A 26879-nucleotide genomic window follows, 5' to 3' on the forward strand; every position below is an offset into this window, starting at 1 on the left:
ATAACTTTAAGCAGAGCCTAAAACTTGCTTCAGACTAGATATTTGATTTCTCCATAACATTTTAGCTTCTTCTACCTCATCTTCTTCTGCAAAGTCTGTTATAAACAAAGAAACATCAGAAGTTATCTCGTCTACAATTATTCTCATTTCAAAAAAGCTTTCATCTTCTTCTGCTGTCCATCTGAATTTTACAAATTCTTCACTTTTTCTTTTTAATAATTTTGCTTCTTCTTCTGATTCGTCCCAGATGAAATAAAACTTTTCTCCTCTTGAATTTACATTATCTGCAAACCACTCAGAAAGTCCGGAAGGTGTTGATAGATAGGTATATAACAATTGAGGTGATGATTGTATCACGAACTCAATTTCAAATTTTACTTTTTCACTCATTCTAATAACTGTTTTCGTTGAGCAATATATATATTTATATATGATTAAAAAATTAAATGCACTATAATATTTTTTTCAATCTTAATTTTGATAGGCAAGAAATTAAACTATATATTTGCACCCGTTAAAAAAAACATGGCGAGGTAGCTCAGTTGGTTAGAGCGTCGGATTCATAACCCGGAGGTCACGAGTTCAACTCTCGTTCTCGCTACTACAGAAATTCAATAAAAAAGCGACTTAGCACATACTAAGTCGCTTTTTTTTATGCTTTTCCTTAGCTAAAAAAAATATTCGCTTCGCGTTGTTACACAACTAAAAAAAAAATGTCATCTACTTCTGTTCGAGGTATTTTTTACTTTCTTACCTAAATAAGCCACCCATTACGCATTAAAAAGTAGCGCTTAGCGCTAGTCTTAGCTTATTTTTTCTAGCCACTGCGGAAAACCGCAATATTATATCAAACATTAATACGAATTTCATATCCGATAAGAATTAAACCTTCATTTTGAAATCATTAAAAAAAATATTCAAAAATTGGAATCCATTGACTTTCTATGCCTGCAGCTTGGTGGTGATTGATGCCACACCCTTTTCTGAAAATCAAAATCAACTGCGTTCTTTACATATTAATATAAAAAATTGTCTTTTTCTTTATGCTAATAACAAGAGGATTCCTAAAAACTCTTTAATTCAAATAAGCGCGTTAGATAATAAAACTTCAATCGAAGTCAAAGCTATTGGCATTTTTCAAACTAAGATAGTTAATGTACCTGTTGGAAAACTAAGAATAGCCACTAGAATAAGAAAATTTAATAGATGCCAATCTTTAATAGTACAACAACATAAAGATCAGTACAAATCTTTACAGAACAAAGGTTTTTTGAAACCAATTATAAATCCCAAAAAGATAATACGTAAGAATATAGAGATTAGCTCCAACAAAAATAATATTGCTGGCAAAACAAAAAATTATCAATTAAAAACTATTTGCGCAACCTTAAAATCAGTAACCAACCAATAATTAACTAAAAAAATGGAAAAACTTACATACCAACCACCAAAACCATCACGAATAATGAAACTCTTCTGGAAAGCAGCTGGAGGAGATGCCTATATTTTAAGTCAAGCAACATATAGCGATCAAATTAAATATTTTTGTTTGGGTGGAATAGTTGTGGCTACAGCAATAATGGCTGGATTATCAGGTGGATATGCATTTTATGTAATTTTTAGACCAAAAGATATTACCGAAAATAGGTATGTAGAAAAATTGGCAGAAACTACAGCAAATTCTATTGACACAGTTTCAACGGCAATACAAGAAGTTACCCATTATCCAACCTTAGCAATTGCTATTATTTTTGGTGTAGTTTGGGGACTAATTATTTACAATATAGATCGATTTATTGTAACCAGTACTGGTAAAGGCGATGGTACGGAAGCTATAACATGGGGAGAACTTAAAGGAGCATTGCCTAGAATTATTATGGGATGCATTATAGCCATATCAATATCAAAGCCACTTGAGATTCGTATTTTAAAAGGAGAAATTGATAGACATTTAAGTTCAATTCAAAAAGATTTCATTACTAATGAAATAGAAAAAGTAAGAAAAACAGATAAAGTAATTTTAACACAACTAGATGAAGACATTTCATCATACGTGAAAAGAAAAGATAATTATCAAGAAGACTATGATAGACTTCAAGAACAGATTGAATTTCAAATAGCTAATGGTGGTTGCAAAGGTAAATGCGAGGAATTCAAAAGACAACAGTCTAAAATTCAAGAAAAAATAGATGAAATTAAGGAAGATGGTAATTACTTATCTCTAATTAATCAAAGAAAATCATTATTCAGTAAAGAAAATAGTGAGCTTGAAACTATTACTAAAGAGGCCAAATTATTAGATGGACTAGCCATAAGAGTAACCTTAGCTGAAGAGCACTACCCTGCTGTTTCCCTTTTTCTTACATTATTATTTCTTGCCATTGAATTGACGCCAATATTTTTTAAGCTCATGCTTATCAAATCTCCCTATGATTATTTATCTGATAATTACAAACAATTAGAACTTGCTGAAAATGGTATTTATATTGATGAAGATTATTATGAAGACAAAGAGGGTATTCAGCGTGAACTTGTACGGTATTTAGCGGCTGAAAAGTTAATTGAAGAACAAAGAGAATTTCACGATGCTCAATTAAGAATAACAAAGCATGCTATCTCCAAATTTGAAGAAAGGGAGAAGAAAAAAATCGATGAAAATCCGGATGAATATATCTCGTACTCGTCAAATGCTTAAATTTCTAGACAATAATAAACTATGGTGGTTTGCCGGCGAAGATCCTTATGTACTAAGCCAGTGCCCGAAAATTTTGCGCAGAACATTTAGTGCAATTGGGATTCTAGTAATTTTCATTAGCATTTCGTCTGCGGCTAGTTTGGCTTATGGTGTACATCAAATTTTGGAATCTACTTCTGCAGATATTGTAATTGGCATATATTGTGGGTTGTTTGTTTTTGTACTTTACTTATTCTTATTGCATACGCTAAGTCGCAACGTTTTGCCAACTGAAAATGCCAAATGGAGCGGTCGCCTAATTTCTTATACATTAAGAATTGGTTTTTTAATTTTCTTAGGGTTTTTGGTTGCTCAACCTGTAAGTTATCTTTTTTTTGAAAAACCCTTAGAAAATGAACTCGTTGCCTTCAAAAATCAAGAAGTTCAAAAAGTAAATAGTAAGCTAAATTTAAAATATGCTAAGAAGCTCGCTACTAAAAGATCGGAGTTGCGATCAAAAAATCAAGTTTTAATTGAAATTTCGAATAATAACCGACTTAAAAATAGAGAGCTTAGATCGGTAATCCAAAGACAAGAAGAAAGCAATTTTTTTATTCGAAAAATACTTATACAAAACACCTTATTTCATTTCGATGATAATGAACAAGTTGAAATTAATGTACCGTTAGTTCTTTCCTCTTGGTTGCTAAGTCTGCTTTTGATATTGGTATTTATTGCACCTGCAATTCTAAAAATAGTAATTAGCATTTCATCTGATTATTATAGAATTAAAAGAATAATCGAGACAAATCTAATCGATCGACATTTTGAACTCTTTAAACATACCTATAATGATATTTTGCTTGATAAATTTCCAGAAAAAAATCTGACGTATACTACAGCATATACTGATGTTCCTTATAATACGCGATTAAAATCGAAACCTGACCTCAAAAATAGAAATGACTTTTTAAAATGGCTTTTAGATGAAGGTAATTGAAAAAATCATAAAATATGATGACTACAATTATGTTGAAGGAATTCTTCAATTTAAAGCCTATGGTCGAAAAACAAAGGACTTATTACATTCTGAGTACTTTTCTATCGATAATATTTCAAGTGTTAGGCTAGAGATTGAACAAAAGTACCTATCCCCACAATTGCCCCCAGGAATAAATAAAAACAAGGTTTCTACCCTAGCATTACCAGATAAAATTCCTACAATTATTGATGGCGATTATAGTAAACCATTTGGCATTATCTACGATGAAATTATTGTTGATGATGCTTACGTGGATAGCAATCATAATATAATTGGACCTCGCTTTAATAGCACCAAAAATGGTAGTGATCTGAATTCCACAATTGAGATTAAAGTTTATGGATTAATTAAAATTGCCAAAGAACGTGTTGAAACGGAGATACAATTTGAAATCACCACTATAGTTCATGGTAATGGTCGTATTGAGGTACATCCGTTGAAAGATAGTTACCAACCAGGTGATGTTGTTACAATTATAGCTGTACCAGAAATGAATGGCGGGTTCAATTCATGGCGAGATAATTATACTATTTATCCTCAAAAATTTGATCTAACAATTGCTGATGAGGATATTACGATTGAAGCTGATTTTAAGACAAAGATTAAACCTTCAAGCTTTAAGGGTAGTAATTTAGAACGAGGAAAGAATTTCTGGGAAAGCACTTCATTTACCAACAGATCCTTAGGTGTAGAGGCCATTGGATGTTGGGAAATTTTAGGATATGCTTTTAGTGCTCTTTTTTACGGAGCCATTCTTATATTACTACTCCTGCTTTTTGGAAGGGTCTTACTAGTATTAGCCGTAATCGGTTTATTCATTTGGCTACTAAGTCTAATACCTATAAGAATATTTTCATGGCGAATTTTACAATGGATAATTGGACTTGGCTTTTTAATTTTACTATTAAATGGAGGAGCAAATTTTGTTCAAAGTTTTAATACTTATCGTAGTAATCATGTAAAGGAAAAGATTAAAACGGTTATTCCGACAAAAGAAATTGAAAACGAAAACACAACCATAGATTATGTACATCATGTAAAATGGAAAGATTATGATAGTATTCCTTATGAAATTGATTTGGTAATTAATAGTGACTTAGTAAAAAACGCAACTAATTACAAAAATTCTCAACCTAATATTACCTCTGAAGCCTCTTATACTAATTTGCTTAGTAATTTATACCACAAAGCTAAAAAGGATGATTATGTACGTGTTTTACAAAAGCTAGACAGTATAAGGCTTACAAATAATATAGAAAAGACACACTTTGCCGAAGTTATGGTTAGCATGGTACAAACAATTCCATATTATGCAATTGTTGAGAAAAGCTGCAACCCATTTTCATATCAAGATTCAATGATTAGAGAATTATTATTGAAAAAACCATGTGAACCAAATATTCGCCATGGCATTAAAGCACCTGCTGAGTTTTTGATGAATCTCAAAGGAGATTGCGATTCTCGAACAATTTTCCTATATGGCTTGTTAAAGTCAAGAGGTTATGATGTCGTTATTTTTGGCAGTCAAAAATATAAACACTCCGTGCTTGGTATTGCCTTATCATCCGATATGCCACACTTTAAAATAATTAATAATAAAAAGTACTATTTATGGGAGGTTACTGGAAAAAATTACATCCCTGGAAAACTTCCAACCCAAATATCAGATTTAAATTATTGGGAATTAAACTTAAACTAAAACACAACTTATGAAACCCATTTTGTACACTACACTTATTACGATGTTCTATTATTTAGCGCTCATTTTTGCAGCTAATAAAATTATGCTAAAGAAGTATAATAAAACCAATACTGAAGATTCAACTGAAGCAAAACAATCCAATCATATGCTCCTAGCTGTGAATTTAAATATCATCTTTCTGCTTTTTTTAACACACGATTCTGTGATGAATTATATAACTTATCTCATCGGAGATGAATCTGGATTCTTTACTATTCTTTCATCAGGTTCTTTACTCATATTAGTACATGGTATACTGCTATTTATCTCCTATATCATCTCTAAATTTCTATATAACATCATTGGCAAAAATGCACCATCATTCCTACATCCTATACTATGGATCACTATAAACCTTATTCTATTAAAACTAACTTTTCTTTATTATGAAGCATATATCAGCACACAGGGTTTTACCATACTTTAGTTTTTTACTATTCATTATAGTATTAAATGCTTGTAAATACGAAGCTAAAAAGGAGTTTAATCTTGAAGAAACTCGAGCATTAGAAAAAAATGCTATTCTTAATCTATTAAGTCAAGCAAAAAACGAAATTGAAAATGAAAATTTGCAAGGCGCTATAGTACTCTTAGATTCTATTATTAACAATTATGGAACTTATGATGAAGTGGAAACTGCCTACATATTAAAAGAGGAAGCTCAAAGACATTATATGATTAAAAAGATTATTAGTTCTACTGATATTGATAGTTTATTTGTCTTTATAACAGATTATAACTCATTTGAAATAAAAGATGCCGCCAAAAAACGTATTGGGGAAGTGATAAAATCAACGCAAAACCCACAAGTTTTACAAGATTTTATTGCCAGTAATCGTTTGCCTGAATTTAGGGTAGAAGCTAAAACCAGACAACAAAATTTATTAGAGGAACAAAAGAATAATCTGTATTCAGAAGCACTAAAGGAGAACAGTGCGCAGACATGGAAAAATTTTATCGCTTTGTACCCTGATCATCCTAATAATAAACAAATAGAGGATAAAATAATTGAATTAGAAGTTGACGATATTTTTTCTGGAACACATGGTGAAATTCCAAGTTCTAATCTATCAGGTGTTGCTAACTATATAAATTCAGATATAAAAATAAAGAACGATACACCTTATACGCTTACCATTCGCTATAGTGGTAAAGAAAACAAGCGCATTATTATTCCATCTGGCAACACTCAAAGAGTGGATTTAATAAGTGGAGAATACCGAGTAACGGCTTCAGTAAATGCATCAAGGGTTTCTAATTATGCAGGAATAGAATCTCTAAACGGTAGTTATACCAGCAGTTATTATTTAATGAATTAAAATAAGATAACCCCTATGGAAAAAAGCATTAAAATTATTTTGGCTGTTACATTCTTCATATGCCTATTTAATATGCCCTATGGATATTATGAACTTGTAAGATTTGTAGCCCTAGTAGGTTTTGGCATTTTAGCCTATTACGCTTATCAAAACAACAATACAGCTTTTGCTGTTATTTATGTAGCCCTTGCACTACTCTTTCAACCATTATTTAAGATTGCATTAGGGCGAACGCTATGGAATATAGTGGACGTTATAGTTGGACTTTTTTTAATTATTAGTCTTATAAAAAACAAAGAGGAAAACAAATAACGAATTCTCACCTAAAAAAAGTTTTGCTAGAAATACTGTAATGATTAATATTTTAGAATTTTCAGTCCTTATTTATTCAAATATTTTTTCATACCATTCTCCAACGTCTTCTTTTATATGTTCATGATGTTTGTAAATTGTTAAGGCTAATCTAAAATCCGCTCTATTTGATTTATATTCATTTAAAGTAAAATAACCGTAAAAATTTCCTGCTTTATCTACAACTACTGGTGGGTCATTTGAATAAGAATTCCAAGGTGAATAAGAATTATATTCATTACCATATGTTCCGTATTCATTCCATATAGATTTAGAATTATAACTGCTTCCATAGGTGCCATATTCATTCCAAATAGAATCACTTTCATAGTTTGTGCAGTTTAAACATCCTAAATATACTTCATGATTATTACCTCCATAAAGATGTAGTTTTTGCCCAAAATTTAATGATGTTAACAGAACTGCACTAATAAGTATTAAATTATTTTTCATCGGACCAAGAGCTTTTAATTTTAAATTTTACCATTTGTGAAAAATCATCAGGTATAAATCGAATATTTTCGTTTTTTATATCAAAAATCATCATGTATTTATTGCCAACATCGCTAACCACTGTAAGTATATATTGGTTATTTCCGTCTGATTCATCATGTTCCTGATGCTTAATTAAAAAACCTGAAGTGGAGGATGAAGTCGTGTGTTTAACCATGGTGAATTCTTTATTAAATTCAAAAAAGGTTAGTGACTCTTGGTCTTCACTTTCAAATTTCCAATCATCACTTTCTTCGTCCCAAGTAAAATCAATTCTAGAATTGGTAGAAACATGTAATTGACTAAAAGCTAAAGTTGTAATAAGGCAAAATATTATTATAAGAATTAATTTTTTCATAATTTTTTTTAAATATAATTGAACCTAATAGCATATCGATCCTTGTACTTTCCATTAATAATATATCGAAGAACCCACAGCTATCTCATAAAAAATACTCTGAACCACATCCGGATGGCGATTGTTCCTCATCAAATATATTTATAAAAATATAATGTGCTCTGCGGAAAACCGCAATACCACCTCAGTAATTTTGTGTTTTTTAGCACACACTTTTAAGTGCACTAAACACAAACTATTTTACTAATAACTATGACCTTACCTAGCTTTTTTATAGACGATTCTAATTCCGATAAATTTGAAGAAACCATAGACTTTTTTATGTCTTGGACCATACGTTGTGCAGATGTTATTCACCAAAACAGAAGCACAAAAGTATACTACGCTTCGCGTAATATACTTGCTAAACTATTACTTTTTGAATATGCCGATGGACTCGAATTTTCCAACATAAAAGTTTGGAAACAACACAAGAATATAGATCTATGGATAGAACTCAATGTAAATAACGAAGCATTCGCAATAATTATTGAAAACAAAATGTATTCAAAAATTCATAGTAATCAATTGCAGCGGTATAAAGAAATAGCTCAAGAACATTATGCTAACGACCCTAACAGGATTATTCTGTACATTCTTCTAAGACCAGATTATACTTTAGACAGACAAGATGCATCACATCTAATAAACACCGATTTTCATGCAATGAATTTAGAACAACTAGCAGACAATGCGGGGGATAAAAAAACGGGGAACGATCTATTTGATGAATTCTGGTTTAATTGGGCCATAGATAGCGAAATAAAAAGAGGAAAAAAATAACTAAAAAATAAAGCTTTTCTATCACCTATTCAAGTTGTTTTTTAAACTAAACTGCTATCTTTAAACATAAATTAAAGCACAACAAACCAAATTAATGACAGCACAAAAAGCACAACTAGAACAGCAACTCTGGAATATTGCCAACACCCTTCGGGGAAAAATGGATGCCGATGATTTTAGAGACTATATATTAGGGTTCATTTTTTACAAATACTTGAGTAAAAAAATGGAACTCTATGCCAACGAAATTCTAGCGCCAGATAAGCTTAGCTTCTCACAACTTAGTGGCCACGCACAAGAAGCCGTTTATATGGCGGCTGTAAAAGATGCTGCATTAGATAAATTAGGCTATTTTCTAGAACCCTCAGAATTGTTTAGCGAGCTTGCTCGTAGAGGAAATGCTGGCGGAAAACACCAATTTATACTGGCAGACCTAGCCAAAGTACTAACCCATATTGAGCAGAGTACTATGGGTACCGAAAGCGAAGACGATTTTGGTAACTTGTTTGAAGATTTAGATTTAACCAGCTCTAAACTCGGAAAATCGGAGAATGATAAAAACGAACTTATTGTAAAAGTTCTTACCCATTTAGACGAGATAGATTTTGACCTTGAAAACACAGAGAGCGATATTTTGGGTGATGCTTACGAATACCTTATTGGGCAATTTGCCAGTGGTGCAGGTAAAAAAGCAGGCGAATTTTATACCCCGCAACAAGTCTCAAATATTCTAGCACAATTGGTTACCGTAGGTAAAGACAAACTAAAATCAGTGTATGACCCCACCTGTGGCTCGGGTTCTTTATTATTGCGTGTGGCCAAACAAGTAAAAGAAGTGAGTAGTTTTTATGGGCAAGAAATGAACCCTACAACCTATAACTTGTGTAGAATGAACATGATTATGCACGATGTGCATTACAAAAAATTCGATATTAAAAACGAAGACACCCTAGAACGCCCACAACATACAGACCTGCGTTTTGAGGCCATTGTAGCCAACCCACCGTTTTCGGCAAAATGGAGCGCTAGCCCTTTGTTTACTACCGATGACCGTTTTTCGGACTACGGAAAACTAGCGCCGAGCAGCAAGGCCGATTTTGCTTTTGTACAACACATGGTACACCAACTAGATACCAATGGCACCATGGCGGTAGTATTACCACATGGCGTTTTATTCCGTGGTGCTGCCGAAGGGCATATACGTAAGTATGTAATTAAAAACTATAATTATTTAGATGCGGTAATTGGCTTACCGGCAAACATATTTTATGGCACCAGTATCCCAACCTGTATTTTGGTGCTAAAAAAACAACGAGCAGACAAAAAAGAAGTGTTGTTTATTGATGCCAGCCAAAATTTTGAAAAAGTAAAAACGCAAAATGTTTTGCGTGATGAAGATATACAAGCCATAATTAACACCTACAAAGCTTATACTAACGGACAATTTACCGAAGCCGAAATAGAAAAATACAGCCACGTAGCTACCCTTGCCGAAATTAAAGAGAACGACTATAACTTAAACATACCTAGGCATCTAGATACGTTTGAAGAAGAAGAACCGGTAGATTTAGTTGCAGTAAGCAAAGAGCTTCAAGAGCTTGCAGAGCAAAGCAAAAGCACCGACGACACCATTGCCAATTTCTGTAAAGAACTAGGTATAAACACCCCGTTTTAATGGCAGCAACTAACACAACACCCGTATTACAGCAAGAAACTACAACAAAACCGGTAGTTGCCAAACGCGCACTGGTTCCTAAACTCCGTTTTAAAGAGTTTGATGGGGAGTGGGCAAGAAAAGATTTTGGCTCAATTGCAGAAAGAGCAAAAGCTAAACATGATCCAAAAAAATCTACCGAAGAATACCCTTGTATTGAAATGGAAAGTATTGAAAAAGAAAGCAGTATTCTTTTAGATATTTTTAATTCAAATGATCAACTTAGTATTAAAAATAAATTCAAAAAAGGAGAAATCCTATTTGGAAAACTACGTCCAAATCTTAAAAAACATATTATTGCACCTTTCGATGGCGTATGTTCCTCAGAGATATGGGTGTTGAAAGGCAAAAAACTTAGTAATGACTTTTTATTTAGATTAGTACAAACTAATAAATTTTACGCAAGTACTTTAGTAACATCTGGTTCAAAGATGCCTAGAGCAGATTGGGATTATATATCTAGCACCATTTTCCCATTCCCCTCCCTCCCCGAACAACAAAAAATAGCCTCTTTTTTAACTGCAGTAGATGAAAAAATACAGCAACTCACCAAAAAAAAGGAATTATTAGCGCAGTACAAAAAAGGCGTAATGCAACAACTGTTTTCAGGTAAACTTAGGTTTAAACCAACACCGCCTTTGCGAGCGAAACACAGTGTAGCGAAGCAAACTGTTGAAATTAATTACCCCGATTGGGAGGAGAAGTTATTAGGAAAACTAATTGAAATTTGTTCCAGTAAAAGAGTTTTACAAAAGGACTGGAAGGAAGAAGGTGTTCCGTTTTTAAGAACTCGTGAGATAATTAATTTGTCAAATAATGTTGGATTTAGAACTCCTATTTTTATAACAGATGAGCTTTTCGAAGAACTGAAATTAAAATATGGTGTTCCTAAAAGTGGTGATATTTTAGCTACTGGAGTAGGAACAATAGGTCAGCTTTATATTGTTAATCAAGCTGATAAATTCTACTTTAAAGACGGAAATGTTATTTGGTTTAAAATGAACGATAGTTTAGATTCAAACTATCTTAATCAAATTTTTAAAACTAGATTCATCAGGAAACAACTAAATGATAATGCTTCAATTACAACAGTAGCAACATTTACGATAGATGGAGCAAGAAAGACTAAAATTATATATCCCTGTATTGACGAACAACAAAAAATAGCCAATTATTTATCAGCGATTGATGACAAAATAGAAACCGTAAACCAACAAATAAGTAAAACACAAACGTTTAAAAAAGGGCTGTTGCAGCAATTATTTGTATAAGAATAGGAAAGGCAAATGCACGCGTTTTTTTATAACATATGTTAATTTTAGAAAAATAAATGAGTCATCAATCTGAAGCCATACTAGAAAACAACCTCATACAACAATTGGTTGGTTTGGGTTATACCCTTGTAAAAATTCCAGATGGCAATGCCTTGGTTGCCAATTTAAAAAACCAGTTAGAAGCCTTTAACAAAGCTACCTACACTACCAAAGAGTTTGATGCCATTCTCAACCATTTAGCCAAAGGCAGCGTGTTTGAAAAAGCCAAAACTTTGCGCGATAGGTTTAGTTTTACCCGTGAAGATGGCGAAGTGTGTTACGTACGCTTTTTCGATTCTGAAAACAGCAGCAACAACCTGTATCAAGTCACCAACCAAATTACGCTGGAAGGCTCATACAAAAACAGATATGATGTTACCTTATTAATAAATGGTTTGCCTTTAGTGCAACTAGAATTAAAACGTAGAGGCACCGAAATTAAAGAAGCTTTTAATCAAATAAATAGGTATCAATTACATTCGTTCTGGAGCTCTCATAGCTTGTTTCAGTACGTGCAATTATTTGTAATTAGCAATGGCGGCAATACCAAATATTTGGCAAATAATGAATTGCAATCGGTTTTACAAACCTTTTTCTGGGCAGATAAAAATAACAAACGCATTACGGAACTACCCGAATTTGCCAATACTTTTTTAAACCCTAATCATTTAGGTAAAATGATAGGGCATTATGTGGTTATTAATGAAACCTATAAAAACATGATGATTTTGCGACCGTACCAATATTACGCCACGGAGGCCATTATCCATCAAGTTAAAAACAGTACCGAAAACGGTTATATTTGGCACACCACAGGTTCTGGTAAAACCTTAACATCGTTTAAAGCCAGCCAAATTTTAATGAATTTGCCAGAGGTGTACAAAGTGGTTTTTGTGGTAGATCGTAAAGATTTGGATTACCAAACCATGGCGGAGTTTAATGCTTTTAAAGAGGGCAGCGTAGATACTACCGAGAACACCTCAAGTTTGGTGCATCAATTTAAAGGCACTTTTAAAGATAAAAAAGGAGTTCGTAAACAATCAGATTTAATTATTACCACCATTCAAAAACTAAACAATGCTATTTCTGGGCATAACAGAACCAAATTAGCCCATTTACAAAACGAACGTTTTGTTTTTATTTTTGATGAATGTCATCGCAGTCAATTTGGCGATACCCACAAAACCATTACGGAATTTTTTACCAATAGTCAGTTATTTGGTTTTACCGGAACGCCAATTTTTGCCGATAATGCCACTAAAAACGAGCTGGGGAAACGTACCACCAAAGATTTGTTTGGCAATTGCCTACACAAATATGTAATTACCGATGCTATCCGCGATGAAAATGTGTTGCGTTTTGGCATAGAATATATAGGCCGCTATAAAAACACTAGCAAAACATTTGTAGATATTGATGTAGAAGATATTGACAAAAAAGAGGTGCTAGATTCAACCAAACGCTTAACCAAAATTGTGGATTACATTATAGCGCATCACGACCAAAAAACCTTCAACAGAACCTATTCTGCCCTATTTGCCGTAAGTAGTATTGACACTTTAATAACGTATTACGATATTTTTCAGCAGAAAAAAGAAGCAGGCGAACATGATTTACGTATTGCCACCATTTTTACCTTCGGCAGCAATGAAGATAGTGAGGATGCACAAGATTACCTACCAGGTGATGAAACACTTTCTATGGCTGCTGAACCTAAAGAGGCGTATAAACGTACCCATTCCAGAGATAAATTAGAAAAATATATAGGCGATTATAATGCCATGTATTCCAAATCATATTCTACCAAAGACCCTAAATTATTTGAAGGGTATTTTAAAAACATAAGTCAACGTTTAAAAGAGCGCGAAAAAAAGTTTTTTAATGATGAAAAAGACCGTTTAGATATTGTAATTGTGGTAAATATGATGCTTACCGGTTTTGATGCAAAAAAGGTAAATACACTTTATGTGGATAAAAACTTAAAGCAGCATGGCTTAATACAAGCTTTCTCTAGAACCAACAGAATTTTAGGAGACCAAAAATCGCAAGGAAATATTTTATGTTTTAGAAATCTAAAAAAAGCTACCGATGATGCCATTACGCTATTCTCCAATAAAGAGGCTATAGAGGTAGTTACCATGCCAGATTACGAAGTAATTGCCGAAAAGTTTGATGAAGCCTTAAAAAAACTGCGAGAAATAACACCAACCTACCAAAGCGTTAACGATCTACAATCAGAACCAGACGAAGCGGCATTTGTACAAGCGTTCAGAAGACTTTTAAGAGCTATGAATGTGTTGCAATCGTATACCGATTTTGATTGGGAAGATCTACCCATAAGTGCACAAGAATTTGCAGATTACCAAGGCAAATACCGCGATTTATACGATAAAGTTAGGCGAGCTACTGCCAAACAAAAAACATCAATATTAGCAGATATAGATTTTGAATTAGAATTAATACACAGTGATACCATTAATGTAGCCTATATAATTCAACTTTTAGCGAAACTTAAAAACGCGACAACTTCAGAAGCAAAAATTCAGAAAAAAGCAATCATAGACCTTTTAGGTGGCGATGCCATGATGCGCAGCAAACGAGAACTTATTGAAAAGTTTATTGAAGAAAACTTGCCTAAAATTACCGATGTAGAATCCATTCAAGACGAATTTGAAACCTATTGGCAAGAGCAAAAAGTATTAGCTTTAGGCAAATTATGCGAAGAAGAAAACTTAGATAAAGCACAATTTAAAGCCTTAATAGACACCTATATCTACAGCGGGCAAGAACCTATAAAAGATGATGTTTTTAAATGCCTAGACAACAGGCCCAGCATATTAAAAGCACGTGAAATTGGGGAACGTATTTTAGCTAAAATGAAAGAATATGTTCAAATTTTTATTGAAGGGATGACGGGGTAAATATTTCATAATTAGACAATTAAGCATTTAAAGTAATTTCTCCTACAAAAAAAGTAAAATTTACAACACCAAATTCAGAAAAGATTCGTTAAAAATATTTCAGAGGAACAAAATATTATAAACAATCAACCAACTATGAGTACTTTTTTAACTGGAAAAGAATTAGAAGATAAACTAACAGACATAATCTGGAACGCTAAAAAATATATCATAATCATCTCCCCGTTCATTAAATTAGATAAGTATGTTAAAGACGTTCTAGAAAAAGTTAAAAGTTCACACGAAATACACTTGTTTATCTTATTTGGTAAAAATGAAGAATATAAATATAAAAGCTTTAATGAGGAAGATTTTGAATTTATTAGCGATTTTAAGAATGTAGCTATTCTTTATAACAAAGATTTGCATGCTAAACATTATTGTAATGAAAAAGAAGGTTTAATTACTTCTCTAAACCTATATGGGTATTCAATGGTTAATAATATTGAGTATGGTGTTTACTTCTCTAAAAGCCTTAATCCATTAGATAATTTATTTGAAGAAACTGAAAAATATACAGATCAATTACTATTTGAAAAGAGTGAAGTTGTATTTTTAAAAAAACCTCAGTACAAGAAAAAAATGTTTGGTTTTCAAAAAGAGTATCAACAATCTCAGATTTTATATGATATTTCTGAAGCTTTTTTTAATGGTGAAAAATATAAAACCAAATACTACTATGATTTTGATTTAGAAGTTGAAACATTAATTGAGAAAAAATACAGTGAAAAACCATCACGAGAGATAGAAGATGATCTAGCTGATTATAAATCCAAAAACACTAAAACAATATATACAGATTCAACACCTAATACTTTTGGCTATTGTATAAGAACAGGAGACCAAATTCCATTTAATCCAGTAAGACCATTTACTTATCATTCGTTTTTGACATGGAATCAATTTGGTGATGAAAACTATCAAGAAAATTTTTGTCATTATTCGGGAGAACCCTCAAACGGTAATACCTGTTATGCGCGTCCAATTTTAAGTAAAAATTGGAGAAAAGCTAAACAAGATTTTGGTTTTTAAAAAAGACAAGCCTCTTTTAGTCCATTTAATTAAAATAATCCATTATCTAATAAGCTTGCGGAAAACCGCAAGGCAGACTTCTTATTTACAACTAATTTAGTTTTTAACTAACATTTACCATTAACTGGTATTACATCTAATACCTAAAAAAGGCTCTACTAGAGTATAACATAAATGTCTAATTAAAAATTAAAAAATGATTAAAAATTCAATGAGAATGATTGCGATTGTATTCGGATCTTCAATGTTATTAACTTCTTGTTACTCTTACACAAGTGTTGTAGGTAATGGTGCGCAAGGAAACAACCAAACAACAAAATGGAACCACTACGTAATTTACGGATTAGCTCCTGTGGGTGTTTCAGATTCTAAACAAATGGCAGGTGGCAGTGAAAACTACACAGTGCATACAAGACAATCATTTGTAAATGGATTAGTTTCTGCAATAACTTTTGGAATTTATACACCAACAGTAACTACAGTAACAAAATAATTAAATTTAGAGAAGCTTGGTTTTTATCCAAGCTTCTCTTAACTAATTGAAAAATTACCTATGAAAAAATACCTATTTTACGGCTCCATTTTAATTTCTGTTTTTCTTCTGATTAATATTTTAAGCATTCTTATTTCTGATTTTTCGAGATTAACCACATATGGTTTTGGTTATCTAACAGGGAAAATTATTATGCTTCTAATTTTTCTTACGCTAAGTTTTATAGTAAGAAAACATAAAACAGTGGCTTAATTATAGCATTCTCCGTCTAAAAAGTAAACTTATTTAAGGTGTTTTTTTTATGTGTGTTTAAAAAACAAAAGCAATTTTATAGTTAAAGATCATGACATGGATTTTAGGGATTATACTTATAGGTATTATCATTGGTATTGCTAACAAATATCCTAAAACTTGTGCCGTTTTAGCTTTCCTTTTACTTATCGCCTATTGTAGAGAGCAAAAATTAGCTAGTCCCGAAACACATATACCTAATGTAGCGGTAGAATTTGACAACCAATCTAAAAACACTACCGATCACAGTAATAGATTTAGAAATAATACTCCTACTTCATCAGAGTTAGAATTATCAACACCGAAACCACTTTATATTCCTCAATCAAACAATGTTGAAACCATAAAGAAAAGGGTTGGCGCTGTTTGCAGAGATGGCAGCACTTCAAAAGCAACAGGCAGAGGTGCATGTTCCCATCATGGCGGAGTTGCCTATTGGCTTTATGAATAAAATTTAGACAAATTGAGTTTGTATTCCTAACTCTAAAGACCTTCAATATTTATTTATCTTCTTGCCCCAAAACGTATTTTTTGAATATATAATCCGTTACAATTTTTAAATCTTCATTATTTTCGGGATGATAGCCATGATAGGTGAAAAATTCAACGGTACCTTTTGTTTTGGCATACCAAAGTTCTTTTTGATTTTCTCTTCTTGAAATTAACGAATCTAAGTGATCAATTTTTCTAAATTCCTTGAATATTAATTCTTCATAAGGCCTCTCTAAAGCCGTACCTGTGCATACAGTTTTTTCATAATGATCCTCTTTCCAAATCATACAATTCTCCTCTTCCTCAACAAATCCAAAATACGTTAAACCACTAAGCACTATTGCCGAAGAAAATAAAATTAAACTGTTTTTATTTTTTGACACTACCCCTACTACTATTTTTCCTCTTGAAGAAACCTCTTCATTTTCATTTTCTTCTTCTCCTTTTGTGCTTAAAGGCTCCAACTCTGTTTGATTGCCAAGAACAAAACTCGCGTAATTCTCATAGCCTAAATACTTACATAAAGGTTCAATTAATTGTGCTTTGAGTGATTCATTATTCGCATTATTGTTTTCTACATAATTGGTAAAATAATCTCGTAACCTTCGCTCACTAATAGAATATTTATAATCCTCTAATAACACATCAGAAATATGTTGAGCTTTTTGACTTTTAACTGAAGATCCAATTTCGTTTTCAGCTTTTTCAAAAGCAAGTTTGATTAATAATTGAGACATTTTTTGTCAGGTTGGTTGTTCAATAAAATTACCACAATTCTGGAAATTTTATGGAAAAAAGTTGCTGGAAATTCTTTTCCAAGGTTCTTCCATTCACTCTTATACAAACCCCATTTCTTTGCTATGCAATTGGTTACGTACTCATGATGCCATACCTATTGTAATTAGGAAAACAACTGCAGCCAACCAATAGTTTATTGGGAAGTAGCTAAGGGTTACTGCAAGCGTTTTCCACTTCCCAACCCAATAGAGGAGTACTACAATACACTCAAAAATGTGTTGTCTCAAAAATTTCGGAATAGTCCGAACAGCAACACCTATGTCAAATTTTAAACCAAAAAAAGATGAAAAAATTAGTTTTAGTGTTAGTTCTTATAGCAGGAAATATATCATTAATTTCTTGTACAAGTGATGTGTCTTCAAACAACGATAATTTGTATGAAACGATTTCTGAAACCGAAGGTGATGATGGGGATATTGAAAAAGATCCAGATGCAGAACCTGGGGATGAAAATTAAATAAAAAGCCAACTTAATTTGTAAACACTTTTTGTATTTTGGGAGGATGAAATTAAACCAAATTTTATCCTCCTTTTTCTTTATCTGTGCTATAGGTGGCTATAGCCTTTTAGCTGCTGAAAAGGCGACCATAAATAACTTAAATCTTGGGTATGCCCTTGTAATGGAGCCTACAGATTCGCTGGCTATGATTAAAAAACAAATTGGGGCTTTCGCTAAAAAAAAGGAATACAACAAAGCCATTCTTTACTCCAAAAAGCTACTGGACCAAGCCCAAAAACTAGCTGACAGTAGCACTATAGCAAACGCCTATTGGCGGCAAGGGTTTTATTTTAAAAAAATAAACCAGCTAGATTCTGCCTTTTATTATTTTAACCAAGCATATATCTTAAACTTAAGTATTAACGATAGTATTGCCATTGGCGATCGCTTGCTAGACATGTCTAATATTCAAAAAAGTTTAGGGGATTTTAATGGCGGAATGATCACCGCTATTGATGGATTAACCTATGTAGAACCAACTAATGAAGTGGAAGTCATTATTGGTTTGCACCAAACCATTTCTGTTTCTCAAAAAGAATTAGGCAATTATAATGAAGCGCTTCGCTGGAATGAAAAAATATTTACGCTTCTTAAGAAAAAACCGACTTCAAAAATAGCAGAGAGTAGTAGCTATATTATTATGACTACGCGTGCTAACATTTTGGCAAGTCAAAAAAAATACCAAGAAAGTATTCTTATTCTAGATAGTATTGCGAATAAAACCCTTGGTAAGAATGATTTGGAGTATGCAAGAGCCATTTGTAATAAAGGTCATTTTATGTGGCTGGAAAATGCATCAAACGCAGAAAGTGAAGCCTTATTATTAGCATCTTTAGCCATACGAGAAAAGCAGAATTCTGCTACTGGGTTAATTTCTAGTACCATTCATTTGGCAGAATTCTATTTTAACAAAGACAAGAAAAAAGCTTTAAGCTATGCCGAGCAGGCATTTGAAAATGCATTAAAAATTAAAAACGATGTAGCTCTTTTAGAGGCATTAGATTTAATTCTGCCCTTAAAGCATGCTTTAGGTGTTGACGCTACTACAGACGCTATTCTGTATTCAAAAACTCAAAATAACCTAGAGAAAACCAAACAAGCCATTAGAGCTATTTATGCGGCCACCAAATATGACAATGAACAGCTAGAGAAAGAAAATTTAAAGCTTGGTGCAGAAATTGCCATTCGCGAGAAGCAGACCATTCTTGCTTTTTCTTCCGCTGCGTTTGCCCTCTGCTTAATTGGCTTTATTGTGTATTATAAAAACCAACAAAAGAAACGTGAGAGATTAGAACAAGGGTATAAAACAGAATTGCGTTTAGCTAAAAAAATTCATGACGAATTGGGTAATGATATTCACTATTTAATGGCTAAAATTGAGCAAGAAGATGAAAGTAATGCCTCTGTAAAAAATACTACGCTATTACAGAATTTAGATCATATTTATAGACGCATTAGAGATATATCAAAAGAGTTTACCCCTATAAATACGGGTGATTCTTATGGTGATGATTTTGCTGCGCTTATAAAATCTTATGGATCCAATACCACTAAAATTATCACCAAAGAACTGCCATTAGATTTTTGGAATGCCGTTCCCAAACAAACAAAAATAGAATTGTTTAGAGTAGTACAAGAATTGCTAACCAATATGAAAAAGCATAGTCAGGCATCATTCGTAGCCATAACTTGTGCCAAACAAAAGAATGTATACACTGTAAAATATGTTGATAATGGTGTTGGTTTTAACCCAAATGAACATTCTTCTGGATTAGGTTTAAAAAATGCGGAAAACCGCATGCAGGCTATTCGAGGAAATATTATTTTCGAACCGAAACCTAGTGAAGGAGTTTCGGCAACGATTACATTTTCCATCTAATATGTGACCATGATAGTACATAAAATTTTTGTCTCAGAAGATATTGATAGTAATAATTTAGGAGTAACTACTACCCTACTCCAATTAGGATATACCGATATTGGACATGCGCAATATTGCGATGAAGCTTTTCTTAAATTAAAAAAAGCCATTCAAGATCATGAACCTTATGACCTTTTGATAACAGACTTATCCTTTGAAAACCCTAGAGATAAAAAAACATTGCAAAACGGGCAGGAACTCATTAAGGCCATAAAAGAACTATCGCCTGAACTAAAAGTGATTGTATTTTCCGTTGAAGACGATTATAATGCCATAAAAAGTTTGTTTGATGACCAACAAATTAACGCCTATATCTGTAAGGGATTACATGGCTTAAAGGAACTTCAAAAAGGAATAGATGCTGTAAATAATAACCAAAACTATACCTGTCCGGTGGCTACAGCTGTTTTGCAACAAAAAAATAGTTTTGAAATAGATGCCTATGAAGAGCAAATACTGGTGTACTTAGCTAAAGGGTATAAGCAAAATGATATAAGCCAACTTTTAAAAGAACAAGGCATTTCGCCGAACAGCATACGTTCTATTGAAGCTACGATTAGTAAACTAAAAGACCATTTTAATGCATCGAACACCACGCATTTAATCTATATGGTGTCTAGTTTAGGGCTTATTTAACGCTTTAAAAACTTAATTGATACGTAAAAATTAGTTCTTTTCTAGTTTATAAATCAATGAATGAGGCTACTAGTATTAGATATACGCATCAAGATTTTTTTGCATAGAATGTCGTTTTAATAATCGTCTCCATAAATATCTTTAACCACTTTTATCACGCGTCCTTCATCATAGGTTTCTAAATCGTATCGAATTTTAATTTTAGTGCCTAAAGGTGCATAATAGTAAATTATCCAGGCATCGGCTTCTTTAACATCTTCTTTATCTTCACTAAATCACTACTATAAATAGTAATTGTAGTTGTAATTTCAAGGAACAATGTTATTTTATTATTTATACAGCTAAAACAACACCACTTTTATAGTTTTAAAATGACTTAGATTAGTTTAAACCCAATTTTAATGTTACATTTTTTTTACTTACAAAGATTATTCCTTCAAATAGATAATTTTTCGTAAATTAAGTATCTCATTTTTCATAATCAACCTTTAATTTACCATTATCATGATTAGAATATTAATCATATAAGATGATAAAAGTATAAGAGAAAATATTTCAGAACTCTTAGAACTAGAAGGTTATACTGCATTAACAGCAACAAACGGTTATACAGGTTTAGAAAAAATTAAACTACAATTACCAGATTTAATCATATGTGATCTACGTATGCCAGAGATGGATGGGTTTACCTTAATTAAGACAATTGGGAGAAGATTCAAGGTATAAACGAATTCCTTTTATTTTCTTTAGCGCAAAATCTGAAAAAATGGAAATTAAAAATGGTTTAGATGCTGGAGTTGATGATTAGCTTATCAAACCTTTTGAAATTAAGGATCTTTTAAAATAAATCGAAAAGTGTTTAGTGAAAATCAAATAATTACTAATGCACGCAAAAGAATTTTTAGAAGAAGATACTTTATTTAAGCTTATGCAAAGTGGTATTCCAAGTCAAAATAATTTTCATTATAACATGATTATTAGTATACTAGTTTGCAAACTAAAACTACCATTAGAAGATTAAATGTTAGATTTCTCATATGAGATTTAATTTCCTAATTGTATTTATTACTTTAGAGTCTAAATTTAATAGGCTTTAAAATCTTAAAAGGTATTTGGTGTAACTTTTTCATGCTAATTGCTTGCTATCAAAGGCTTAATACTAATAGAAATAAAAATTAGCATGAATAAATTATCTGGGAAAAATGTACTTATTACTGCCGGAGCTCAAGGCATTGGAGAGTCGATAACAAAACACTTTATTGATAGTGGTGCAAATGTGGCAATCCATTATTTTTCAAGTGCATTAACTGCAGAACAATTAATGAAATACGCGGACAACAAAGGTCAAAAAGCCATTATCATTAGCGGAGATTTAACTAAAGAAGAAGATGCAAATGCGTTGGTCTTAAAAACAGTTGAAGCTTTTGGAAGTCTTGATATATTAATTAATAATGCTGGATCTCTTGTAGCGCGTCGTATGTTAAGCGAAATGGATACGGAGTTTTGGCATAAGGTAATGGATATAAATCTGACCTCAATGATGTTTGTAACCAGAGCTGCATCGGCCTATTTAGCCAAAAACAAACACAGTAGTATTGTTAATTTAGCTTCTCTTGCTGGTCGCAAAGGCGGGCATCCAGGATCATTGGCATATTCAACGAGTAAAGGAGCAATTTTAACTTTTACACGTGCACTTTCAGCAGAATTAGGTCCACAAGGTACCCGAGTAAACGCGGTGGCTCCAGGTCTTATACTCGGAACTTCATTTCATAACACACATACAACAAAAGAGTCGGCAGCTGCAACAACTGCTGGCATTCCTATTCAAAGAGCTGGTAATGCAGATGATGTAGCGCGTGCGGTATTGTATCTTGCATCGGAATATGATGGTTTTATTTCAGGAGCAACATTAGATATTAATGGCGGTGTCTATAATATGTAATGCTTTTAATGCTTTTAATGCTTTTAATGCTTTTTATTTTTACACTAAATACTATTTACCCTTTTCTCAAAAGAATAATCAATGTTAAAAACTGCAGTAATACATCCTACAATTTTAGAAGTTCTTGCGCGATCCGGGCATTTTGCTCAAGTAGTTATTGCAGATGGAAATTTGCCCGTTGGAGCCATGACCGGACCTAATTCCACAACGGTTCATCTTAATTTTAAACCAGGATTGCTTGATGCGCTTACTGTACTGGAAGGTATTTTAGAGGTATGCCCTATTCAAGGTGCTATTGTTATGGAGAAACCTGCCGAAGCAAATGCTGCAATACATCAATCTTATAAAAAATTACTTGGCGACGTAACCTGGGACGAAATGGAACGATGGGCTTTTTATGATAAAATATGGGAACCTGCTACTACATTAATTATTCAAACTGGAGAACAGCGAAGATTTGCTAACCTAATTTTAATAGTTGGTGTTGTTAAAATGGCGGAAGAAAGCACCTTTTAAGGTTACCTGTTTAGGGACTTAAAAGAAAATTAATTTATGTACACTACAGATTTAAAATACTATACCATGAGAAAAAAAATCATAATTACTACCATACTTTTATTCTCTGCGGTGGCATCACCAATATTTGCACAACAAGATGACTTTATTAAGGATTATATAGAGCGATTAGAAAACTCTAGAACATATTTAATTCTGGTTGCTGAGCTCATGCCTGAAGAAAAATATAAATTTAAAGCTACTCCAGAATCGTCAAGTTTTGGAGAAAACCTAATGCATATTGCCTGGGCAATGGATTGGCATTGTCAGTCTTTATTGAATGGTCGTGACGCTAGAGATTGGAATACCGATACCACACTTAAAGTAGCTGATAAAACTAAAGAAGAAATGATTAGTACTATCCATAAAACTTTTGATGAAACTATAGCGCTTATCTCCAAGTTTGATATTTCAGAACTTAATGACAGGTTAGATTATTTAGGATTAAACAGAACCAAGAGGCAAATTTTTCTTTTACTTGCAGACCACATTACACATCATAGAGGTCAAATGCTGGTTTCTTTGCGCCTAAACGGATTGGTTCCTCCGAGATATATATTCTACCAATAGCCTTAAGATTTAAATTCTAAATACGTTGATTATACATTAGGATTAAATTTCATTAGACAACAGCTCACTTGATCAAGAAAGTAGATTTATCTATTTACCAAAAACAAGGCTTATTTTTATTTAAATAGATACATTATTTTTACATAACAATAGTAGCTATGAAAAATACCATATCTCAACGCGTTGCCGATTTTCTAAAAAACTATCCTCCATTTAATGGATTAAAAAATAGTGTTTTACAATCGCTATCGGAAGAGGTTACCATTATTTATAAGGAAAAAGATAGTATTGTTTTTTCCGAAAAAGAGGCCGGACATGATCATTTTTATGTGGTACATAAAGGTGCAATTGCTTTAGCAAAAGCAGGAATAACTACCATTGTAGACCTATGTGATGAAGGAGATATATTTGGTTTACGTCCCTTAATGGCAAATGAAAATTATGAATTAGAAGCTAAAGCCCAAGAAGAAAGTATTTTATATGCCATTCCTATCGAGATTTTTAAACCTCTGGCTCTTGAAAATAAGGCTGTAGGTAATTTTCTTATAGAGAGTTTTGCTTCAAACACCAGAAACCCGTACTCTAAAAGTCATAGAGGAAAATTATATAGTGAAAATACCGCTGATGTAGAGGTCACTAATTCTGAATTAAAATTACTGGACTTACAAAATGTACCCTATTCCAAAAAAATAATTAGTTGCTCGCCACGCACTACGGCAAAGAAAATTGCAGAACTAATGACTCAAAAAAAGATAGGTGCAATTTTAGTAGTAAAAGAAAAACTGCCCGTAGGAATAATTACGGATAAAGATTTAAGAAATAAAATTGTTACTGGCCAATTTCCTATTACCACTGCTGCCAGTAAAATAATGACATCTCCCGTTATAACCTATCCAAAAACTCTAACAGTTACCCAAGCACAAATGGCAATGATGAAGAGCAACATTAGCCATTTATGTTTAACCAAAGATGGCACTCCAAATACCAAAGCAATAGGAATTTTATCAAAACATGATGTAATGGTGTCTTTAGGTAATAATCCTGCAGTACTTATAAAGGCGATTAAAAGAGTAAAAAAAATAAAATCGTTAAAACCTATAAGATCCAGCATTATGGAGCTTTTAAAAGGATATTTAGCAGATAATATTCCAATGACCATAATTGCTAAAATTATTTCCGAACTTAATGATGCTTGTATAAAACAAGTGATTAGCCTTTCATTAGAAAAAATGAAAACGCCACCTCCTACAAATTTTGCATGGCTAACCTTAGGGAGTCAAGGTAGGAGCGAACAAATGCTCCACACCGATCAGGATAATGCACTGATTTTTGAAGATGTTCCAGAAGAATTATTACCAAAAACTACCGAGTACTTTTTAGAATTTTCTAACCTAGTAACTAAAAAGTTAAATTATATAGGTTATGAATACTGTCCGGCAGAAATGATGGCATCTAATCCACAATGGTGTTTAAGCCTAAGCGAATGGAAAAAAACAACATCGCATTGGATAATAAATCCTGGTACCGATGAAGTATTGCTGTCCTCTATATTTTTTGATTATAATGCTGTTTACGGTGACACGAGTTTGGCTACAAGGCTTTCGGATCATATTTTTTATACGGTACAAAAATACCCCATATTCTTTGTTCATCTTGCCAAAGGAGCTTTGCAAAACCCGTCACCAACAGGCTTTTTTAGGCAATTTTTAGTAGAGCAAGATGGTGCACATAAAGATTCATTTGATGTGAAAAATAGAGCGTTGAGACCACTAACCGATGCTGCTAGGGTACTAATATTATCACACCATATAAAATCTATAAATAATACTTCGGAACGATTTGAAAAATTAGCAGAACTTGAACCCAATAACAGAGAAATTTATTTAGCCTGCTCTTATGCTTCAAAAGCTTTATTAAAATTTAGAACCAAGCAAGGTATAGCTCACAATGATTCTGGAAGGTATATAAATTTAGATACGCTATCCAAGGAAGAAAAAATAAAGCTTAAAAGAACCTTTAAAACCATCAAAGAAATTCAGGAATTAGTCACTTTAAGGTTTCAATTAAAATCAATGTAATGTTGAACTTTTTTAAAAATAAAACATCGCAACTACCCGATTTTTGGGATAGATATGCTAAAAGTTTTGAAAATAAAATTTCAGAACAAATAGACGATTTAACTTTTGTAGTCTTAGATACCGAAACTACAGGTTTTGATTTTTCTAAAGATAGAATATTGTGTATTGGCGCAATTAAATTAAAAAACCAACAAATAGAAATTAAAAATGGCTTTGAAGTATATGTAAAGCAAGATGTTTATAGTAACGAAACGGCTAAAATACATGGCATTTTAAAAAATGATCCCGAGGCTTTAGTATCAGAATTAGAAGCTTTGGAGCAATTTTTAAACTATATAGAAAATAATATTCTAATTGCACACCATGCCAATTTTGATCTCACCATGATTAATAATGCCTTATTACGACACAATTTACCAGCACTGAAGAACAAATATTTAGATACATCTGATTTATTTAAGAAAACCCTTATTCAAAGTAATTTGCTAAATAAAAAAGCCCATTATTCTTTAGATGAAATCGCTGATAAGTATGCTATTTCTAAAAAAGACCGGCATACGGCAATGGGTGATGCCTATATTACTGCGATAATATTTTTAAAAATTTTATTTAAATTAAGAGAGAAAAAAGCGGTTACTTTAAAACAATTGTTCAAATAAACTACTGATTTTCAATAGTTTTTAGCAGAGAAAACAACTATTTTTAGTGCCATTAAAACTTCCATTTTTACACTAAAATATGCCATCGGAAAAACAAAAACATCGATAAAGTGTAATAAAATATCGA

The 26879-nt window shown here is 32.4% G+C and carries 28 protein-coding genes and 1 tRNA gene; 25 read left to right on the forward strand and 4 right to left on the reverse strand.

Going from position 1 to position 26879, the window contains the following annotated elements:
• Positions 1-6: 6 nt before the first annotated feature.
• Positions 7-390: an START-like domain-containing protein gene (locus B8963_RS08150; protein ID WP_084061024.1), complete on the reverse strand. Its 384-nt coding sequence runs from the start codon at positions 388-390 to the stop codon at positions 7-9.
• Positions 391-527: 137 nt separating this feature from the next.
• Between B8963_RS08150 and B8963_RS08155 the strand changes: the two genes are divergently transcribed.
• The 8 genes from B8963_RS08155 to B8963_RS08190 all read left to right on the forward strand — a co-directional run bounded on the left by B8963_RS08155 (position 528) and on the right by B8963_RS08190 (position 7088).
• Positions 528-601 (forward strand) — tRNA-Met (locus B8963_RS08155).
• A 294-nt stretch (positions 602-895) separates the two neighbouring features.
• Positions 896-1411, forward strand: coding sequence for a hypothetical protein (locus tag B8963_RS08160; protein WP_084061025.1), 516 nt, complete (start codon positions 896-898; stop codon positions 1409-1411).
• A gap of 12 nt (positions 1412-1423) precedes the next feature.
• Positions 1424-2695 (forward strand): DUF4407 domain-containing protein, encoded by a 1272-nt coding sequence (locus tag B8963_RS08165; protein ID WP_084061026.1) that lies wholly within the window; start codon positions 1424-1426, stop codon positions 2693-2695.
• The gene (locus B8963_RS08170; RefSeq protein ID WP_159447287.1) at positions 2664-3674 is read left to right on the forward strand and encodes a DUF4407 domain-containing protein; all 1011 of its coding nucleotides are present in this window, start codon (positions 2664-2666) and stop codon (positions 3672-3674) included. Before B8963_RS08165 ends, B8963_RS08170 begins: the two co-directional genes overlap by 32 nt.
• Positions 3661-5415, forward strand: coding sequence for a hypothetical protein (locus B8963_RS08175; protein WP_084061028.1), 1755 nt, complete (start codon positions 3661-3663; stop codon positions 5413-5415). The genes B8963_RS08170 and B8963_RS08175 overlap by 14 nt, the downstream gene beginning before the upstream one ends.
• Before the next feature lie 10 nt (positions 5416-5425).
• A complete protein-coding gene (locus B8963_RS08180) occupies positions 5426-5884 on the forward strand; it encodes a hypothetical protein (RefSeq protein ID WP_143312491.1) in 459 nt (152 codons plus the stop codon).
• Positions 5844-6776: a hypothetical protein gene (locus B8963_RS08185; RefSeq protein WP_084061030.1), complete on the forward strand. Its 933-nt coding sequence runs from the start codon at positions 5844-5846 to the stop codon at positions 6774-6776. The genes B8963_RS08180 and B8963_RS08185 overlap by 41 nt, the downstream gene beginning before the upstream one ends.
• 15 nt (positions 6777-6791) lie before the next feature.
• On the forward strand, positions 6792-7088 hold the full coding sequence (locus B8963_RS08190) for a DUF6804 family protein (RefSeq protein WP_084061031.1): 297 nt from the start codon (positions 6792-6794) through the stop codon (positions 7086-7088).
• 72 nt (positions 7089-7160) lie between these two features.
• On the opposite strand, the gene B8963_RS08195 is transcribed toward B8963_RS08190, so the two are convergent.
• Positions 7161-7580 (reverse strand): hypothetical protein, encoded by a 420-nt coding sequence (locus tag B8963_RS08195; RefSeq protein WP_084061032.1) that lies wholly within the window; start codon positions 7578-7580, stop codon positions 7161-7163.
• The gene (locus tag B8963_RS08200; RefSeq protein WP_084061033.1) at positions 7570-7977 is read right to left on the reverse strand and encodes a hypothetical protein; all 408 of its coding nucleotides are present in this window, start codon (positions 7975-7977) and stop codon (positions 7570-7572) included. The genes B8963_RS08195 and B8963_RS08200 overlap by 11 nt, the downstream gene beginning before the upstream one ends.
• 252 nt (positions 7978-8229) lie before the next feature.
• Here B8963_RS08200 and B8963_RS08205 point away from each other — a divergent pair, with 252 nt between their 5' ends.
• The 7 genes from B8963_RS08205 to B8963_RS08235 all read left to right on the forward strand — a co-directional run bounded on the left by B8963_RS08205 (position 8230) and on the right by B8963_RS08235 (position 17053).
• Positions 8230-8799: a PD-(D/E)XK nuclease family protein gene (locus B8963_RS08205; protein ID WP_084061034.1), complete on the forward strand. Its 570-nt coding sequence runs from the start codon at positions 8230-8232 to the stop codon at positions 8797-8799.
• Between the two features lie 94 nt (positions 8800-8893).
• Positions 8894-10474 (forward strand): type I restriction-modification system subunit M, encoded by a 1581-nt coding sequence (locus B8963_RS08210; RefSeq protein WP_084061035.1) that lies wholly within the window; start codon positions 8894-8896, stop codon positions 10472-10474.
• A complete protein-coding gene (locus tag B8963_RS08215) occupies positions 10474-11784 on the forward strand; it encodes a restriction endonuclease subunit S (RefSeq protein ID WP_084061036.1) in 1311 nt (436 codons plus the stop codon). Before B8963_RS08210 ends, B8963_RS08215 begins: the two co-directional genes overlap by 1 nt.
• 59 nt (positions 11785-11843) lie before the next feature.
• The gene (locus tag B8963_RS08220; protein WP_084061037.1) at positions 11844-14747 is read left to right on the forward strand and encodes a type I restriction endonuclease subunit R; all 2904 of its coding nucleotides are present in this window, start codon (positions 11844-11846) and stop codon (positions 14745-14747) included.
• A gap of 135 nt (positions 14748-14882) precedes the next feature.
• The gene (locus B8963_RS08225; protein ID WP_084061038.1) at positions 14883-15818 is read left to right on the forward strand and encodes a phospholipase D family protein; all 936 of its coding nucleotides are present in this window, start codon (positions 14883-14885) and stop codon (positions 15816-15818) included.
• A 196-nt stretch (positions 15819-16014) separates the two neighbouring features.
• Positions 16015-16311: a Bor family protein gene (locus B8963_RS08230; protein ID WP_143312492.1), complete on the forward strand. Its 297-nt coding sequence runs from the start codon at positions 16015-16017 to the stop codon at positions 16309-16311.
• A gap of 343 nt (positions 16312-16654) precedes the next feature.
• On the forward strand, positions 16655-17053 hold the full coding sequence (locus tag B8963_RS08235; RefSeq protein ID WP_084061039.1) for a DUF3761 domain-containing protein: 399 nt from the start codon (positions 16655-16657) through the stop codon (positions 17051-17053).
• 49 nt (positions 17054-17102) lie between these two features.
• On the opposite strand, the gene B8963_RS08240 is transcribed toward B8963_RS08235, so the two are convergent.
• Positions 17103-17831, reverse strand: a complete 729-nt coding sequence (locus tag B8963_RS08240; protein WP_084061040.1) for a hypothetical protein — start codon at positions 17829-17831, stop codon at positions 17103-17105.
• Positions 17832-18175: 344 nt separating this feature from the next.
• Between B8963_RS08240 and B8963_RS15945 the strand changes: the two genes are divergently transcribed.
• The 10 genes from B8963_RS15945 to B8963_RS08280 all read left to right on the forward strand — a co-directional run bounded on the left by B8963_RS15945 (position 18176) and on the right by B8963_RS08280 (position 26752).
• A complete protein-coding gene (locus B8963_RS15945) occupies positions 18176-18349 on the forward strand; it encodes a hypothetical protein (protein WP_159447288.1) in 174 nt (57 codons plus the stop codon).
• 46 nt (positions 18350-18395) lie between these two features.
• On the forward strand, positions 18396-20270 hold the full coding sequence (locus B8963_RS08245) for a sensor histidine kinase (RefSeq protein WP_084061041.1): 1875 nt from the start codon (positions 18396-18398) through the stop codon (positions 20268-20270).
• Between the two features lie 9 nt (positions 20271-20279).
• Positions 20280-20948, forward strand: coding sequence for a response regulator transcription factor (locus tag B8963_RS08250; protein WP_084061042.1), 669 nt, complete (start codon positions 20280-20282; stop codon positions 20946-20948).
• 552 nt (positions 20949-21500) lie between these two features.
• A complete protein-coding gene (locus tag B8963_RS16245) occupies positions 21501-21674 on the forward strand; it encodes a response regulator (protein WP_394334733.1) in 174 nt (57 codons plus the stop codon).
• Positions 21675-21831: 157 nt separating this feature from the next.
• Positions 21832-21969 carry a hypothetical protein gene (locus tag B8963_RS15950; RefSeq protein ID WP_159447289.1) on the forward strand — a complete coding sequence of 46 codons (138 nt, stop codon included), beginning with the start codon at positions 21832-21834 and terminating at the stop codon, positions 21967-21969.
• Between the two features lie 159 nt (positions 21970-22128).
• Positions 22129-22890 (forward strand): SDR family NAD(P)-dependent oxidoreductase, encoded by a 762-nt coding sequence (locus B8963_RS08260; protein WP_084061296.1) that lies wholly within the window; start codon positions 22129-22131, stop codon positions 22888-22890.
• An 81-nt stretch (positions 22891-22971) separates the two neighbouring features.
• Entirely contained in the window at positions 22972-23406 is a 435-nt protein-coding gene (locus B8963_RS08265; protein ID WP_084061043.1) for an RbsD/FucU domain-containing protein, read from the forward strand.
• A 66-nt stretch (positions 23407-23472) separates the two neighbouring features.
• Positions 23473-24015 (forward strand): DinB family protein, encoded by a 543-nt coding sequence (locus B8963_RS08270; protein ID WP_084061297.1) that lies wholly within the window; start codon positions 23473-23475, stop codon positions 24013-24015.
• Positions 24016-24173: 158 nt separating this feature from the next.
• Positions 24174-26093, forward strand: a complete 1920-nt coding sequence (locus B8963_RS08275) for a DUF294 nucleotidyltransferase-like domain-containing protein (protein WP_084061044.1) — start codon at positions 24174-24176, stop codon at positions 26091-26093.
• Positions 26093-26752: a 3'-5' exonuclease gene (locus tag B8963_RS08280; RefSeq protein WP_084061045.1), complete on the forward strand. Its 660-nt coding sequence runs from the start codon at positions 26093-26095 to the stop codon at positions 26750-26752. Before B8963_RS08275 ends, B8963_RS08280 begins: the two co-directional genes overlap by 1 nt.
• Positions 26753-26879: the final 127 nt, after the last annotated feature.

Source organism: Cellulophaga tyrosinoxydans (assembly GCF_900176415.1).
GTDB classification, from domain to species: Bacteria; Bacteroidota; Bacteroidia; order Flavobacteriales; family Flavobacteriaceae; genus Cellulophaga; species Cellulophaga tyrosinoxydans.

What these genes read in the sequence shown, in the direction of transcription:
- B8963_RS08225 (WP_084061038.1), top strand. Translation starts at nt 14,883, where the DNA reads ATGAGTACTTTTTTAACTGGAAAAGAATTAGAAGATAAACTAACAGAC.
- B8963_RS08280 (WP_084061045.1), top strand. Translation starts at nt 26,093, where the DNA reads ATGTTGAACTTTTTTAAAAATAAAACATCGCAACTACCCGATTTTTGG.
- B8963_RS08165 (WP_084061026.1), top strand. Translation starts at nt 1,424, where the DNA reads ATGGAAAAACTTACATACCAACCACCAAAACCATCACGAATAATGAAA.
- B8963_RS08150 (WP_084061024.1), bottom strand. Translation starts at nt 390, where the DNA reads ATGAGTGAAAAAGTAAAATTTGAAATTGAGTTCGTGATACAATCATCA.
- B8963_RS08195 (WP_084061032.1), bottom strand. Translation starts at nt 7,580, where the DNA reads ATGAAAAATAATTTAATACTTATTAGTGCAGTTCTGTTAACATCATTA.
- B8963_RS08175 (WP_084061028.1), top strand. Translation starts at nt 3,661, where the DNA reads ATGAAGGTAATTGAAAAAATCATAAAATATGATGACTACAATTATGTT.
- B8963_RS08210 (WP_084061035.1), top strand. Translation starts at nt 8,894, where the DNA reads ATGACAGCACAAAAAGCACAACTAGAACAGCAACTCTGGAATATTGCC.
- B8963_RS08245 (WP_084061041.1), top strand. Translation starts at nt 18,396, where the DNA reads ATGAAATTAAACCAAATTTTATCCTCCTTTTTCTTTATCTGTGCTATA.
- B8963_RS08190 (WP_084061031.1), top strand. Translation starts at nt 6,792, where the DNA reads ATGGAAAAAAGCATTAAAATTATTTTGGCTGTTACATTCTTCATATGC.
- B8963_RS08270 (WP_084061297.1), top strand. Translation starts at nt 23,473, where the DNA reads ATGAGAAAAAAAATCATAATTACTACCATACTTTTATTCTCTGCGGTG.
- B8963_RS08240 (WP_084061040.1), bottom strand. Translation starts at nt 17,831, where the DNA reads ATGTCTCAATTATTAATCAAACTTGCTTTTGAAAAAGCTGAAAACGAA.
- B8963_RS08235 (WP_084061039.1), top strand. Translation starts at nt 16,655, where the DNA reads ATGACATGGATTTTAGGGATTATACTTATAGGTATTATCATTGGTATT.
- B8963_RS08205 (WP_084061034.1), top strand. Translation starts at nt 8,230, where the DNA reads ATGACCTTACCTAGCTTTTTTATAGACGATTCTAATTCCGATAAATTT.
- B8963_RS08220 (WP_084061037.1), top strand. Translation starts at nt 11,844, where the DNA reads ATGAGTCATCAATCTGAAGCCATACTAGAAAACAACCTCATACAACAA.
- B8963_RS08170 (WP_159447287.1), top strand. Translation starts at nt 2,664, where the DNA reads ATGAATATATCTCGTACTCGTCAAATGCTTAAATTTCTAGACAATAAT.
- B8963_RS08200 (WP_084061033.1), bottom strand. Translation starts at nt 7,977, where the DNA reads ATGAAAAAATTAATTCTTATAATAATATTTTGCCTTATTACAACTTTA.
- B8963_RS08250 (WP_084061042.1), top strand. Translation starts at nt 20,280, where the DNA reads ATGATAGTACATAAAATTTTTGTCTCAGAAGATATTGATAGTAATAAT.
- B8963_RS15945 (WP_159447288.1), top strand. Translation starts at nt 18,176, where the DNA reads ATGAAAAAATTAGTTTTAGTGTTAGTTCTTATAGCAGGAAATATATCA.
- B8963_RS08215 (WP_084061036.1), top strand. Translation starts at nt 10,474, where the DNA reads ATGGCAGCAACTAACACAACACCCGTATTACAGCAAGAAACTACAACA.
- B8963_RS08230 (WP_143312492.1), top strand. Translation starts at nt 16,015, where the DNA reads ATGATTAAAAATTCAATGAGAATGATTGCGATTGTATTCGGATCTTCA.
- B8963_RS08265 (WP_084061043.1), top strand. Translation starts at nt 22,972, where the DNA reads ATGTTAAAAACTGCAGTAATACATCCTACAATTTTAGAAGTTCTTGCG.
- B8963_RS08275 (WP_084061044.1), top strand. Translation starts at nt 24,174, where the DNA reads ATGAAAAATACCATATCTCAACGCGTTGCCGATTTTCTAAAAAACTAT.
- B8963_RS15950 (WP_159447289.1), top strand. Translation starts at nt 21,832, where the DNA reads ATGCACGCAAAAGAATTTTTAGAAGAAGATACTTTATTTAAGCTTATG.
- B8963_RS08180 (WP_143312491.1), top strand. Translation starts at nt 5,426, where the DNA reads ATGAAACCCATTTTGTACACTACACTTATTACGATGTTCTATTATTTA.
- B8963_RS08185 (WP_084061030.1), top strand. Translation starts at nt 5,844, where the DNA reads ATGAAGCATATATCAGCACACAGGGTTTTACCATACTTTAGTTTTTTA.
- B8963_RS08260 (WP_084061296.1), top strand. Translation starts at nt 22,129, where the DNA reads ATGAATAAATTATCTGGGAAAAATGTACTTATTACTGCCGGAGCTCAA.